Source organism: Flagellimonas lutimaris (assembly GCF_051494225.1).
In the GTDB taxonomy this organism is placed as follows: Bacteria; Bacteroidota; Bacteroidia; order Flavobacteriales; family Flavobacteriaceae; genus Flagellimonas; species Flagellimonas lutimaris_A.
The window spans coordinates 149,226-162,693 of record NZ_JBNPYE010000004.1; the positions used below are offsets into that span (position 1 = coordinate 149,226).

13 protein-coding genes are annotated in these 13,468 nt (G+C 41.7%); 4 read left to right on the forward strand and 9 right to left on the reverse strand.

Annotated features, from left to right (window positions below; all coding sequences use genetic code 11):
• Positions 1–171 precede the first annotated feature (171 nt).
• Positions 172–618, forward strand: coding sequence for a MarR family winged helix-turn-helix transcriptional regulator (locus ACQQ5U_RS10605; RefSeq protein WP_437397373.1), 447 nt, complete (start codon positions 172–174; stop codon positions 616–618).
• Here the strand turns inward: ACQQ5U_RS10605 and ACQQ5U_RS10610 are convergent.
• A complete protein-coding gene (locus ACQQ5U_RS10610; protein ID WP_437397374.1) occupies positions 615–1,352 on the reverse strand; it encodes a sulfite exporter TauE/SafE family protein in 738 nt (245 codons plus the stop codon). The two genes, ACQQ5U_RS10605 and ACQQ5U_RS10610, sit on opposite strands and share 4 nt — an antisense overlap.
• Positions 1,353–1,532: 180 nt before the next feature.
• Between ACQQ5U_RS10610 and ACQQ5U_RS10615 the strand changes: the two genes are divergently transcribed.
• On the forward strand, positions 1,533–2,096 hold the full coding sequence (locus ACQQ5U_RS10615; RefSeq protein WP_437397376.1) for a hypothetical protein: 564 nt from the start codon (positions 1,533–1,535) through the stop codon (positions 2,094–2,096).
• A gap of 75 nt (positions 2,097–2,171) precedes the next feature.
• On the opposite strand, the gene ACQQ5U_RS10620 is transcribed toward ACQQ5U_RS10615, so the two are convergent.
• The 6 genes from ACQQ5U_RS10620 to ACQQ5U_RS10645 all read right to left on the reverse strand — a co-directional run bounded on the left by ACQQ5U_RS10620 (position 2,172) and on the right by ACQQ5U_RS10645 (position 9,357).
• Entirely contained in the window at positions 2,172–2,456 is a 285-nt protein-coding gene (locus tag ACQQ5U_RS10620; protein WP_437397377.1) for a thioredoxin domain-containing protein, read from the reverse strand.
• Positions 2,457–2,471: 15 nt separating this feature from the next.
• Positions 2,472–3,290 carry an NIPSNAP family protein gene (locus tag ACQQ5U_RS10625; protein ID WP_437397378.1) on the reverse strand — a complete coding sequence of 273 codons (819 nt, stop codon included), beginning with the start codon at positions 3,288–3,290 and terminating at the stop codon, positions 2,472–2,474.
• A 95-nt stretch (positions 3,291–3,385) separates the two neighbouring features.
• Complete coding sequence (locus ACQQ5U_RS10630; protein ID WP_437397512.1) at positions 3,386–4,573, reverse strand: MFS transporter; 1,188 nt, start codon at positions 4,571–4,573, stop codon at positions 3,386–3,388.
• Between the two features lie 57 nt (positions 4,574–4,630).
• Positions 4,631–4,924, reverse strand: a complete 294-nt coding sequence (locus ACQQ5U_RS10635) for a helix-turn-helix domain-containing protein (protein ID WP_437397380.1) — start codon at positions 4,922–4,924, stop codon at positions 4,631–4,633.
• Between the two features lie 469 nt (positions 4,925–5,393).
• Positions 5,394–8,228 (reverse strand): DNA polymerase I, encoded by a 2,835-nt coding sequence (gene polA, locus ACQQ5U_RS10640; protein WP_437397381.1) that lies wholly within the window; start codon positions 8,226–8,228, stop codon positions 5,394–5,396.
• A gap of 127 nt (positions 8,229–8,355) precedes the next feature.
• Positions 8,356–9,357: an isoaspartyl peptidase/L-asparaginase family protein gene (locus tag ACQQ5U_RS10645; protein ID WP_437397383.1), complete on the reverse strand. Its 1,002-nt coding sequence runs from the start codon at positions 9,355–9,357 to the stop codon at positions 8,356–8,358.
• Positions 9,358–9,397: 40 nt separating this feature from the next.
• Between ACQQ5U_RS10645 and ACQQ5U_RS10650 the strand changes: the two genes are divergently transcribed.
• Both ACQQ5U_RS10650 and ACQQ5U_RS10655 read left to right on the forward strand, forming a co-directional pair.
• Positions 9,398–10,117 (forward strand): copper homeostasis protein CutC, encoded by a 720-nt coding sequence (locus ACQQ5U_RS10650; protein ID WP_437397385.1) that lies wholly within the window; start codon positions 9,398–9,400, stop codon positions 10,115–10,117.
• 54 nt (positions 10,118–10,171) lie between these two features.
• Entirely contained in the window at positions 10,172–11,407 is a 1,236-nt protein-coding gene (locus ACQQ5U_RS10655) for a metallophosphoesterase (RefSeq protein WP_437397387.1), read from the forward strand.
• A gap of 5 nt (positions 11,408–11,412) precedes the next feature.
• On the opposite strand, the gene ACQQ5U_RS10660 is transcribed toward ACQQ5U_RS10655, so the two are convergent.
• Complete coding sequence (locus tag ACQQ5U_RS10660; RefSeq protein ID WP_437397388.1) at positions 11,413–11,874, reverse strand: CBS domain-containing protein; 462 nt, start codon at positions 11,872–11,874, stop codon at positions 11,413–11,415.
• 258 nt (positions 11,875–12,132) lie between these two features.
• Positions 12,133–13,437 (reverse strand): OmpP1/FadL family transporter, encoded by a 1,305-nt coding sequence (locus tag ACQQ5U_RS10665; RefSeq protein ID WP_437397389.1) that lies wholly within the window; start codon positions 13,435–13,437, stop codon positions 12,133–12,135.
• Positions 13,438–13,468 lie beyond the last annotated feature (31 nt).

The window sequence follows — 13,468 nt, forward strand, 5'->3', positions numbered from 1 at the left end:
TTTAAGTTTTTATTGTTCAGCTTTATTTTGTTGCACCAACAACAAAAATAATAATTTTGAGATATGAAAGCGATTTTGTTGACTGAAAATTGAGTTAAAGTTTATGCTGTATTTTGATGACTTCGGGCTAACAAAATCGGAATTCCTATTTTTGTGGCTATTCTTAAAAAAATGCTCAATCGTTTAGATGAAATACAGGGGATGGGGTTCCATTTGGATTTGGTACTCCGTAAGATTCAAAAAGCGTATTTACGCAAATTTGATGAGCTTGGCGTGGATACGACCATTGAGCAATGGGTGATTCTTTACCAAATCTATCAATTGGGGGAGAATGCCAGTCAGCGTGACATTGTAAATGAAAACTTTCGGAATAGAGCCACAACCTCGAGGGTTATTGGTGGTCTGGAGCGCAAAGGCTGGATTTCCAAAACCCGTTTTGACGGTGACCAAAAGCGTTTTAAATTGGAACTGACCCCGAAAGGACAGGAAGTTTTGGACTTGACCTTGCCCAGTGCACTTCAGTTGAGAAAATTGGCGTTGAAGAACATTGATGATTCCGAATTTGAAATCTTTTTAAAAGTGTTGGACAAAATTGGGAAGAACTACGAGGAAAATTAGCCCAAATGGTCAAATCCCAATTTGGTAATGGTTGCCAGTCCAATTAACAGAATTAAAATCAAACTAATTTTCCTGAATTTGTCTTGTGGAATGTAATGAAGTATACGCTTTCCCAAATAAGTGCCTACCAATCCAATGACGAACAAAAATGGTAAATAGGTCAATTCTTGTTTTCCAATATATCCATTTTCGTAATAGACAAAGGTTCGCGAAAAATCAATCATAAAATCGATAAAGGCCGAGGTGGCAATAAAAGCACTTTTTTCCAAATTAAAGGCTGCCATGGTAAGTCCTCGTATGGCACCTCCAGTGCCTAAAAGTCCTGCAGAGAAACCTGATAGTGCTCCCCCGATTACAGAATTTCTTTTATTGGGAAGCACTATAATTTCGGTTTTGATGAGGAACAAAAGACTGAACACGACCAGAAAGACCCCCAATACAATTTCTAGGGCACCACTATCTACCACTTTGGATAGAAACCCTCCTACAATTACAAAGATTACCGAAGGAACGCCAATATAGAGCAACAATTTTTTGTCCAATCCTTTTTTGAACAAGAAAATCTTACTGACGTTGCTCGATAAATGAAAAATGGCCGTCATGCCGAGTACCGAGTAGAAATCAAAGTAAAAGTTGCCCAAGGGCACAAAAAATACCGAAGAGCCAAAACCACCAATGGTTCCAATGATTTCGGCGACCAATGCCAACAGCAGAAATATGTAGTTTACTTTCATGCTTATGAAAGATAGCATTGAATAATAATATGTTAGTACAATTATGCCATTTTAACCTAAAAAAATCTTAAAAAGTGTATTTTAGGTTAATTGAGCATATAAACTGGATAATCTATTGGACGTATGGGCGATAAAACCACCTCAATTTTGTACCTGTATAACTTTAGATATACAATTGCTATGAAAAAGATAAATTTTTATCCAACAATATGGTCAACAGCATCTTACACTCCAAGTGTTATGGCAGACTGGTATGGCACCGAAACAAAAGGGGCCGAATTGATCTTGAAAAATGAGGCCGCTATGGCTCTCAGGGTTTCAGAAATGTCCCTTAACATTACCAAGTTCTCTGCAATCGATGAGCAAGGTAATGAGCACTTTATTATAGATTTTCCTGGTCAAAACCCAGTAACCTTAAAAGGAATAGCTTCTGGAAACTTTATACGTTCCAAGAGCGTACTTTCCTTACCCGAAGGTAAATACATCGCATTGCGGTTTTATATAGCGGGTTGGGGAAACCAGTTTAAGTATCAGGATGGGGTAGCGGAATCTGCCAACTCGTTCGAACGTTTGGACTTCCAGATTGAGGACGGTTTTACCGTAGAGAAAGGCAATGCCCCCGAAGTTAAATTGTGGTTTGACTTTTCTCCCTACCAGTGGAAGCGACACTTTAAACCGCTTACGGATTTGTTTATGGGGAGTAAAGGTCAAAAACCACGATTGGCCAATAGTTTTGGCAATTGATTAAGCTATGAAAAGAAATGGAAAAGGCACCGATTGGGTGCCTTTTTTAATTTTCGAAGTTTTCCGCAGCAATTATTACGCTCCACTAAGCCGTTTTATTTTCTCCAAGACCTCATATACCGAAAAACTGCGGGCAAAGCGGTACATTTCCTTATCATTTGCCTTGATGATGACCACAGGCAAAGTAAATACCATGGACTGTCCGGTAAACTCCACTTCTTCCTCCACATCTACCACGCGAATATTGACCTTCGGGAAATTTTCCTGTACGGCTTCCAATAATTTTGGTTTTAGCACTTTGCAAACACCACAGGTTTTGCCCGTAAAATAAATGAGATCTATTGCTTGCGTTTCTGTCATATGGGTTTCTTGCAATTAATAATCCGAGTATTCTGTAGGATACAAAAACCAAATATCGGCATGGGAAACGTTGTTTTCATATTTGGGCAGGGCACTGAGTTCTTTCCATTCGGGGGAATCTACAAAAGCTTCCCAGTTTTTCTCCCTAGTGGCCATATCGGCGTGGGTGGTCATGTACATTAAATTGGGCATTTTGGGCCCGGAAAGGACTTCGCCATAAAAAACGGCATTGAACTCTAATTGGTCAAAAAGTTTCACCTCACCACCTGCATTGAACATATCCACCTTGTTGCGATAGTATTTTTCGGTCGGGGATTCGTAGCTGCGCAGTTCATAAATCCGTTCGGACCTTGGGCTGTCCAAATTGGGAACCTTCATCATGGGCATGTCGGTGAAAGCTTGCAATACAATTGATTCGATATGATCATAGGGAGGATTGTCATAATTGGCATTAATGTATGCGTTGCCTGCTGTCACATATTCTTCATCTTCCATAAGTTTTTGGTCCAACGCTTTGAATTGCTCTAAACTTTCAAAAGGAAGTAGCACGTAGGTTTTTTGTACCGTATCGGTTTCATTGGTGCGGAATTTAAATACGCCGACCTTGTCAATGCCTTGTTTTTTAACGGCAGGCATAAAGGCATTTTTTAGGTAATTGTCCGTGGTCATTATCTGCTCTTCGGAGCTAAAGGAATAGATTTTGAGTTGATAGAATTCCCGTTCCTCTTGAGCGGTTTCTGAGGGCTCCGTAGTTGCTTCTGTTTCGGGGTTTGGGTTGCCACAACTGGTTAAAGCTACTGTGGTCAATAGCAAAAGGAGTTTGATGGTTTTCATTGCAGTGCAGTTTAGTTTGATGTAATGTAAGTAATTGAAGTTGATTCAAAAACGATGTCTCAAGATAGTGATTAATTCGATGATACTTTGATGGATTATTCAGACTTTGAGGCTTTGCTTTTTGACACCAAAGCCAACAAACCTAGAACTGGACCCAAGGCCAAAATCATATAAACCGTGTTGGAATTTGTCCAGATTCGCATTTCATTGAGTAATTGAATGCTGACAATGGTTATGGCAAAACCTATGCAGTTGACAATAGTCAAAGCCGTGCCCTTTATTTCTGCAGATGCATTTTGTGCCACCAAGGTGGAAAATAGGGGAGAGTCTGCGATGACCACCATGCCCCAAAAAATGAGAAATACCACAAATAGCCATTCAGTTTCTTGTGCGAAAAGCAAGGGTGAAATCAAACAGCAAAGTCCGGAAAGTAAGAGTGCCATAAAAGCCACCTTTTTGGTTCCAGCCACTTGTGATACATAGCCGCCCAACACGCAGGCCAAACCTCCAATCGCAATGATCATAAAGGACAACAACGGAATGTTGAAGGTGGTTGCCGGGTGGATGATCTCATAGGTTTGTAGCATGATGGGGACAAAGGCCCAAAACGCATAGAGTTCCCACATATGACCAAAATAGCCGAAGGCCGCCGAGCGGAAAGGTCTATTTTGAAACACTTTTAAAAAAGCGGATAAATGTATTTTTTGACTCGGTTTTCTAAACGGGCCATCGGGAACCAAACTGACCATTAAAGCTCCGCCCAAAACCGCTAAAAATGAAGTGGCCATCAGAACCATTTTCCAAGACAAGGCATGGGTCATCTCTTTTAATAAATGTGGAAATGCAGTGCCGACCACCAATGCGCCTACCAAATATCCCAGGGATTTACCAAGGCCTTTTTCATAATAATCTGCCGCTATTTTCATGCCTACGGGATATATGCCCGCGAGGAAAAAGCCCGTAAAGAACCGGAAGGAAAGGATACTGGCCAACCCATTGCCTTCCCAAATCACCCCTAAATTGAACAAGGCACCCAAAACAGCACACCAAAAAAATACTTTGGATGGGGAAAAGCGGTCGGCAATCGATAAAATGGCAAATACCAAGGTGCCGATTATAAACCCGAATTGAACCGCTGAGGTCAAATGTCCCACAGCACTTTCGCTCAACCCAAAAGTTGTCACAAGGTCTCGCATAACCCCATTGCCTGCAAACCAAAGCGAGGTGCAGCAAAACTGCGACAACACGATTACAGGGAGTATGATTTTGGAGGGTTTTTTTATCAAAAAAATAGAATATTTATTCCAAGATGGCTATGCCGATTTTGGATGAGTTTGTTTTTAATTTTTGGTTGATTTGTTTATTCTATCAACTACTTTTCCGGCTAATCCTTTCTTGTTGTTTTGTGAATTTGAATCCTCTGATTTTAAGTTCTCAATAGGTAAAACAACATAATCCAATTCCAGAGCCTTAAATATTTTCAGCATTACAGATAATGTCATATCAGACTTGAAATTAAAATACCTACTTAAAGAACTTTGTGAGATTCCAGAGGATTTACTTACGTCATAATTGGTAATTTTTAATGAATTCATTCTTTCCTTCATGACCTGAATGATTTCTTTGGCCTCCATAAAATCTGTTTTGTTATAAATATAATCAAACTACTTGCATATATGCAATTTTTTCAAACATACATTGGATTTTACAGAGTATGAATAGTTTGTAAAAAAAACGATTGTTAATAAAAGTGTTGATAACGCACCTTGAATGCATTGAAAATTAGACATTGAAAAGTCTAATTTTAAACTGTTAAACTGTTAAACTGTTAAACTGTTAAACGATGAAAGGAGGTGTTTTGAATATGTTTAACAGTGAAAGAGAGCCCAAAATTAGGCTCTCTATAATCTATCTAATCTTAATATTGGAACTGATATTAGCGGTATCGAGTTTTTTTAATTAAGATTTCTTCAAAGGGCTGGTTTTCCAGCCCTTTCTATTGCTAAAGTAGAAATTTTTTTCAAGAAAACCAGTGGTTCGTTTAAATCCAACATGATATTTTTTCAATTTATTTTACGGCAATGGAAAACTATATGATTTTTATCAATGCGCCTCCAACCAATTCTCGCCAATACCTACTTCCACATCTAACGGCACAGAGAGTTCGTAGGCGTGCTCCATTTCGGATTTGATGAGCTCCTTCATTTCCTCCAGTTCGGGTTTGTAGCAATCGAACACCAATTCATCGTGCACCTGTAGCAACATCTTGGTCTTGTACTTTCCTTCAGAAAGCTTTTTATGGATGTTGATCATCGCAATTTTAATGATGTCCGCGGCACTTCCTTGAATGGGCGCGTTCACTGCGTTGCGTTCCGCAGCTCCGCGCACTACTTGGTTACCTGCATTGATATCTTTTAAATAGCGACGACGCCCCAAAACCGTTTGAACATAGCCATGCTCACGGGCAAAATCTACCTGCTCGCTCATGTAATTGCGCAATTTCGGGTAGGTTTTGTAATAGGTGTCAATGAGTTCCTTGGCCTCGGTACGGTTCAAATCCGTTTGGTTGCTCAACCCAAAGGCGGAAACCCCGTAAATAATCCCAAAGTTTACCGTTTTGGCATTGCTACGCTGTTCGCGGGTCACTTCCTCAATAGGTACGTTGAATACTTTGGATGCCGTGGAAGCGTGAATGTCCTCTCCGTTTTTAAAAGCGGAAATCATGGTGTCTTCCTCACTTAATGCTGCGATAATCCGTAATTCAATCTGGGAGTAATCCGCAGCCAACAATACATAGTTTTCATCCCGGGGAATAAAGGCCTTTCGCACTTGTCGTCCACGCTCCGTTCGGATGGGGATGTTTTGAAGGTTCGGATTGTTACTGCTCAAACGGCCCGTAGCGGCCACGGTCTGCATATAGTCGGTATGTACCCGACCGGTTTTTTGCTGCACCTCGTTGGGCAACGCATCCACGTAGGTGCTTTTTAGTTTGGCCAATCCACGGTAGTCCAACACATTTTTGATAATCTCATGGTCCTTGGCCAAATAGGAAAGTACATCTTCCGAGGTGGAAAACTGACCTGTTTTGGTCTTTTTCGGTTTGTCCACCAGCTTCAGTTTGCCAAAAAGAATCTCGCCCAATTGTTTTGGGGAGGCAATGTTGAATTCCTCGCCCGCCTCTTTATAGATTTTTTGCTCCAGTTCTTTGATGTCTATGTCCAACTGCTCCGAAAGGCCATTCAAATAATCTTTATCCAGATTGATGCCTTCCAGTTCCATATCGGCCAATACGCGAACCAATGGAATTTCAATGTCATCAAACAATGTATCGGTATGGGCCTCTTTGAGTTCCGGGGTAAATTTTAACCCTAGTTGAAAGGTGATATCGGCATCTTCCACCGCATATTCTGTTTGTTTTTCCAAAGGAACATCGCGCATGCTGAGTTGGTTTTTGCCTTTTTTTCCGATGAGTTCCGTGATGGAAATGGGCGTGTAGTTGAGGTAGGTTTCCGCAAGCACATCCATATTGTGGCGCATATCGGGATTGATGAGGTAGTGGGCCAACATGGTATCGAACAATTTGCCTTTGACCTCCACCCCATAGTTTTGCATCACTTTGATGTCATACTTCAGGTTTTGCCCCACCTTCTCGATAGTTTCGGACTCGAAAAACGGATGTAGTTTTTCAATCAGTGGTTGGGCATCGTTTTCATTATCTGGAAAAGGAACGTAGAATCCCTTTCCGGGCGACCAACTAAAGGCAATACCCACCAATTCGGCTTCCAAGGGATTAAGGGAAGTGGTCTCCGTGTCAAAACAGACAGAGGGTTGCTTCATCAACTTCTCCAAAAAGAGTTCCATGTCCAACCCCTCTTTTACATTCTGGTAAAAATGGGAGACGTCGGCAACGGTTTTTCGACTGTTTACATCTTTAATGGTGGCTGCAGCATCCGATGGGTCTCCTCCAAATAGGGTAAATTGACCACTGCCCGCCACTTTTGCCTCTTCTTTGGCCGTTTTGGTACTCGTTACTTGAGTGCTGGTTTCTGCCTCTCCCGAAAATATTTTGATGAATTGGTCTTTCAGTCTACGGAACTCGAGTTCTTCAAATATTTCTTGCACCTTTTCGGCATCTGGAGGACACATTTCGTAATCTTCTGCGTGGAATTGTACATCACAGTCGGTTTTGATCTCGGCCAATTTTCGGGATAAACGACCTAATTCGGCGTTTTCCTCCACTTTCTCTTTCATTTTGCCCTTGAGCTGGTCCGTATTGCTCAACAGTCCTTCCAAAGAATCGAACTGCTCCAAGAATTTTTTGGCTGTTTTGTCGCCCACACCGGGCAATCCAGGAATGTTGTCGCTTGCATCGCCCATCATTCCCAAATAATCGATCACTTGCTCGGGACGTTTTACACCAAAACGTTTTTGAATTTCGGGGATACCCCAAATTTCGATACCGTTGCCCATTCTGGCAGGACGGTACATAAAAATGTTCTCGCTTACCAACTGCCCAAAATCCTTGTCGGGCGTTACCATAAAGACTTTGTAATTCTCCTTTTCAGCCTGTTTGGCCAAAGTTCCGATAAGGTCATCGGCCTCGTAGCCTTCCAATTCCACTACAGGAATCTTCATCGCCTTTAGGATTTGTTGAATATAGGGAACGGCGATACGTATAGCATCGGGTGTTTCGTCACGATTGGCTTTGTAGTCTTCAAAAAGCTCGGTACGCTCCACACTTCCTCCTTTATCGAAAGCCACCGCCAAATGGTCGGGATTTTCCCGTTTGATCACATCAAAAAGGGAATTCACGAACCCCATAATGGCAGAGGTGTCCATTCCCTTGGAGTTGATTCGTGGGTTTTTGATGAGTGCGTAGTAACCTCGAAATATAAGCGCGTAGGCGTCTAAAAGAAACAGTCTTTTTTGGTCAGACATTTTATAATTTTTTTGAAGTACAAAGTTAGAAGTACGAGTTTTTAAATGTACGAATTGCGGATTAAAAGATATAAGATGGCAGATATTGGATTTCAGGAGTCTTCACTCTTGAATCTATATCAAAAGTCTATTCGTAGAAACTGACCACCTCTCGATTCTCGTGCCCATTATCGGAATATTCCCGATAGGTAAATCCTGGGTGTACGCAGTAACCACCTGTTTCTCCATTTTTATTGATGGCCAAGAAGCCAATTTGGAAATCTTTTCGTCCCTTGTTTTTCTTCATAATACGTTTTACGCCTTCCTCACAAGCTTCCTGCGGACTTTTTCCTTGCCGCATGAGTTCCACGATCAAAAAACTGCCCACGGTACGGATGACTTCTTCGCCAACGCCGGTGGCCGTGGCACCGCCCACTTCATTGTCAATAAAAAGTCCAGCACCAATAATGGGGGAGTCCCCAACACGTCCTGCTACTTTGTAGGCCATTCCGCTGGTAGTGCATGCACCGGCAATATCCCCATTGTCGTCAATGGCCAACATGCCAATGGTATCGTGGTTTTCAATATTGATAGTGGTCTCGTATTTGGAGGTCTTTAACCACTCTTCGTATTGTTTTTTGGTACTTTCGGTGAACAAATTCTCTTTTTTAAAGCCTTGTTCGTAGGCAAACTTCTCTGCGCCTTTACCAGCCAAAATAATATGTGGGGTTTCTTCCATTACCTTTCTGGCCACGGAAACGGGATGCACAATATTTTGCATACAAACCACAGCGCCGCAATTACCATCTTTATCCATAATGCAGGCATCCAAGGTCACGTTTCCATCGCGGTCGGGTCTACCACCTTTGCCTACCGTTTCGTTGGTTTCGTCGGCTTCTTCCACCATTACGCCTTGCTCTACGGCATCCAAGGCGTTGCCTCCTTCCTTTAAGACTTCCCAGGCCTTTTCGGATGCATTGAAAAAGTTCCATGTACAAACTACGATGGGCTTTACAGGATTTGTAGTGGGTATCATTGCGGCAAGGGCTGCTTCGGACTTTGGTTCTGTTTTACAGGCGACCAATGTGGAGGCGGAAACCAGCCCGGCTGCAGATAGACTGGAATTTTTTAGGAATTTGCGTCGTTCCATGGTTTGGTATGTTTAATTTTAAGGGTTATAAAGATACAATATGCTGGTAGAAGTTTGTGCCAATTCTTACGAGTCGGCCTTGAACGCTGAAAATGCAGGAGCCGATAGAATAGAACTTTGCTCCGAACTTGGCGTTGGGGGTGTTACCCCATCCGTTGGACTGATTACCTTGGTGAAAAAGGAATTGAATATTCCGGTTCATGTTTTGATTCGTCCGAGGGGTGGTCATTTCACCTATTCCGATACTGAATTTGATGTAATGAAAGCTGATATTTTGGCTTGCAAAGAGCTGGGTGTTGAAGGTATTGTTTCTGGTATTTTGATGGATGATTTTTCGGTGGATGTGAAAAGAACGCAGGCATTGGTGGATTTGGCGAAGCCGATGCATTTCACATTTCATCGGGCGTTTGATTGGGTGGCGAGAACTTTGGAGGCCATCAAGCAACTTGAAGCTATGGGTGTGCAAACCATTTTGACCTCGGGAGGGGAAGCATCAGCAGAACAAGGAATCAACCATCTTGATGCTTGGCAAAAACAAACATCGCTCACCATCATGGCCGGTGGAGGAGTTTCACCTAAAAATGCATCAAAATTTAAGGATATTGGGCTGCGTGCCATTCATTGTTCCGGAACTTCTTTTGGGAATCGATTGAACTTGGAGGGGAAAATCAGTATGAATTCTACAAAACATTTAGTGGAAGATGAGGTGGCCGTTTCAAGTGTAGATACCCTTGCATCGATAGTTGAAGCCGTTAAATAAAGTTTAAATACACTGTTTAATAGCAGATTAGCTCTAATTTTGTAAAAAAATTGTATGTCCCGATTTATCGTTTTGTCAATCCTGTATGTGGTATTGGCCGTTTATGGTTTTCAAGCTTTCAAAACTTTGTTCAAAAGTCCATTGATGCATTGGACCTACATTGTTCTTTTCTTGGGGGCCTTGATTTTTTTGACCATAAAAGTGATTACCTACGATCCTGGGGATGGGTTTAAAGGGACTGCGGCCATCGCCGGAAGTATTTTCGCCGCATTCTTTTTATTGGCCTTAGTGTTGGGATTCTTCCTTTTGTTGGAAGACATTGTAAGGTTGATTGGCTTTGGATACAATAAAATAGCTGGGATTTCCGATGCCGATGCTGGTTTTCTTCCTTCCCGTAGAAAGTTCGTGAGTGGTATTGCCCTAGGTCTGGCAGCTTTGCCTTTTGGTGCTTTGTTATATGGCATGTACCGTGGAAAATACAACTATCAGGTTTTAAAATACGAGTTGGAGTTTGATGACCTTCCCGATGCGTTCCATAATTATCAGATTACCCAGATTTCCGATGTGCACAGCGGTAGCTTTGATGATTATAAGAAGGTTGAATATGGGGTCAACTTGGTCAACGAACAAAACAGTGATGTAATTTTCTTTACTGGAGATATTGTCAACAACCGTTCGAATGAGTTGGAACCATGGAAAGAGGTTTTTTCCCGTTTGGATGCCAAGGATGGGGTATTCTCCATTTTAGGCAATCACGATTATGGGGATTATGCCACATGGGATACCGAAGAAGATAAGGCACAAAACTTGGAGGACCTTAAGGCTATGCAGAAAGAAATGGGCTTTGATTTATTGCTCAATTCCAACCGATTTTTGGAAAAGGATGGTGAAAAAATCGCTTTGGTCGGAGTAGAAAACTGGGGACGTGGCGGATTTAAAAAAGCGGGTGACCTGCAGAAAGCCAAAGAAGGAGTATCCAAAGAAGACTTTAAAATATTATTGAGCCACGACCCTTCGCATTGGGAAGATGTGGTGATACACGATGATTACCATTTTCATTTAACCTTGAGCGGGCACACCCACGGCATGCAGTTTGGGGTCGAAATTCCCGGTTGGGTAAAATGGAGCCCTGTTAAATGGCGTTATAAATACTGGGCGGGCATTTACAAGGAAATGGAACAATTTATTAACGTAAACCGAGGTTTTGGATTTATTGGTTACCCGGGGCGTTTTGGTATTTGGCCAGAGATCTCGGTAATCACCTTGAAGAAAAAAGGAAATGTTGCTTAAAGCAATCATTTCCAATGTTCGGATTTTAATTCCATAGTAGCTTTTAGAATGTCTTTTTGGGATATTTGACCTACAAGTTTACCATTCTCAATAATCGGAAAACGCCGTCTCCGTACTTCAAGGAACTTTTTGGCTGCATCAAAGATGTTCATATTGCCATCAATGGTCTCTACATTTTTGATCATGCGAAGTGCTACTTTTCGTTGTTCCAAAGGCATGTTGTAATAGCGACTATCACTTATGTGCTTAATGCAATCACCTTCGGAAATGATCCCTATTAATTCATTTTTTTCGTTGACCACCGGTCCTCCAGAAATTCTGTATTTGATCAATGCTTCAATAACCTCTTCAACGGGTTGGTCGGGACTAAAGGTGATGAGATTTCGAGTCATATAGTCACTCACTTTTAGTTTTGTCTCTTTTGGAATCTCTTTGACTCTTCTTCCTGTGTAACTTTTGATTGCCATGACGATTTATTTATGTTCCCTATTAAATATACTGAAAATCAGTGATATAAAATCTTAAATAGTTTGATTTAACACATGGAATTTAACCTGTATTGCACTGGAAATATGACCCAATTGCTATCAAAAATTATATTTGGAGAAGTTTATAGGAATCCCATATTAAAGCATGGGATAGGGACCCCTCAGTTTAATTTGCTAAAAATAAAAAAGGCACTGATCAATTCCAGTGCCTTTTTGTCTAAGTTGGTTATTTTGCTTTTAAAGTTTCAATGATGCGCCAAAACCTAACATGGATGTGGTCATATCGTAGGAAACTTCACTTCCGGGAATGGCTCCGTAAGGCGGAAAGTTTTGGATGAACTGTGGGTTCAATACTGGACCCGAAGTTGCATCGCCGCTAGTACCATAGTGATAAAGTATATCCAATTGGAACCTATCACTGACCTCATAACTTAGCCCCACTTGAAAAGCATTTTTAATGATTGCCGTGGCGGGGATGTTAAAGAAAGCTACATCACTGTTAATTGGGTTGGAGCTATAGGTGTATCCCAAACGAATTGGAAGTTTGTTTACACCTTTATACTGGATGCCGGCAGAAACAATATTGATGTTTTCCCATCCAAAACCTGCAACTGAAGCGGTTTGGGTCCAACCCACAGAAGAGAAACCATCTGTATTTTCGTAATCCACCATTCTGTAATCAAGGGCTAGGTCTATGTTTCCTAGGGAGTATCCCAATCCGAGCGAAAGAATAGCAGGGTAATCCATATTAAAGTTGTTGGTACTTGTAGTACCGTCCAAATAGGTGTTATCCAGTTCAAAATCCCCGAAGTATTGGGTTGTTTTATAGGAAACTCCGGCTTTAAATCCAGAATTCGAATTATAGAACAATCCTACTTGGCCGCCAAAACCTAGTGCAGAAGCTTTATCTGTTGAAGGATATCCGGCCTGAGAGGGATTTGCCGTTGGATTCGGCATCAATTCCAATGCGGAATAATTGAAAGTGGGTTGCAATCCAACTGAAAATTCTTCGGTAATTTCATAGGCCCATGCCAATCCAATTTGGAAGAGCATATAATCGGATTCAATCCTACCGAACCCACCATTGGCCTGAGGCATATTTATAGGGTTGGACATATTTTCGGGGAAGGTTACCCCAAATCCGCTAATACCAAACGCAGATGCACCAAAAGTATGCTTGCTGTCCGGTTTGCTCCATACGGCAGCCAATGCTGGCATTGGAGAAATCCCGCGGTCATCCTCAGTAGTTCCACTATAAAAGTTACCTGTAGGTTGCCCTTGTCCATCAAACTCGGGGACGGTAGAGCTTAATTCCGGAGAGGAAAAGAACAATCCAACATCTAATTTGATAATGTCCTCATCGAAAACCGAAATTGTTGCAGGGTTCCAATGTAGGGCACCCGAAATGTCCAAAGGCTGAGCTGTGGCAGCACCACCCATTGACATATTTACCGAGCCCACACCTTGCATAATGTGTCCAGCTTGCGAAAAAATGATAGAGGTCATGAACAGAGCACCAAGTGTAAAAATGAATTTTTTCATTGTTAGAGGTTTTACACAGTAAATGGCTGAA

Bases quoted from the DNA above. Each gene is read 5' to 3' on its own strand.
- polA (WP_437397381.1), bottom strand. From the start codon at position 8,228: ATGTCTGACCAAAAAAGACTGTTTCTTTTAGACGCCTACGCGCTTATA.
- ACQQ5U_RS10610 (WP_437397374.1), bottom strand. From the start codon at position 1,352: ATGAAAGTAAACTACATATTTCTGCTGTTGGCATTGGTCGCCGAAATC.
- ACQQ5U_RS10615 (WP_437397376.1), top strand. From the start codon at position 1,533: ATGAAAAAGATAAATTTTTATCCAACAATATGGTCAACAGCATCTTAC.
- ACQQ5U_RS10605 (WP_437397373.1), top strand. From the start codon at position 172: ATGCTCAATCGTTTAGATGAAATACAGGGGATGGGGTTCCATTTGGAT.
- ACQQ5U_RS10625 (WP_437397378.1), bottom strand. From the start codon at position 3,290: ATGAAAACCATCAAACTCCTTTTGCTATTGACCACAGTAGCTTTAACC.
- ACQQ5U_RS10635 (WP_437397380.1), bottom strand. From the start codon at position 4,924: ATGGAGGCCAAAGAAATCATTCAGGTCATGAAGGAAAGAATGAATTCA.
- ACQQ5U_RS10620 (WP_437397377.1), bottom strand. From the start codon at position 2,456: ATGACAGAAACGCAAGCAATAGATCTCATTTATTTTACGGGCAAAACC.
- ACQQ5U_RS10650 (WP_437397385.1), top strand. From the start codon at position 9,398: ATGCTGGTAGAAGTTTGTGCCAATTCTTACGAGTCGGCCTTGAACGCT.
- ACQQ5U_RS10645 (WP_437397383.1), bottom strand. From the start codon at position 9,357: ATGGAACGACGCAAATTCCTAAAAAATTCCAGTCTATCTGCAGCCGGG.
- ACQQ5U_RS10660 (WP_437397388.1), bottom strand. From the start codon at position 11,874: ATGGCAATCAAAAGTTACACAGGAAGAAGAGTCAAAGAGATTCCAAAA.
- ACQQ5U_RS10665 (WP_437397389.1), bottom strand. From the start codon at position 13,437: ATGAAAAAATTCATTTTTACACTTGGTGCTCTGTTCATGACCTCTATC.
- ACQQ5U_RS10655 (WP_437397387.1), top strand. From the start codon at position 10,172: ATGTCCCGATTTATCGTTTTGTCAATCCTGTATGTGGTATTGGCCGTT.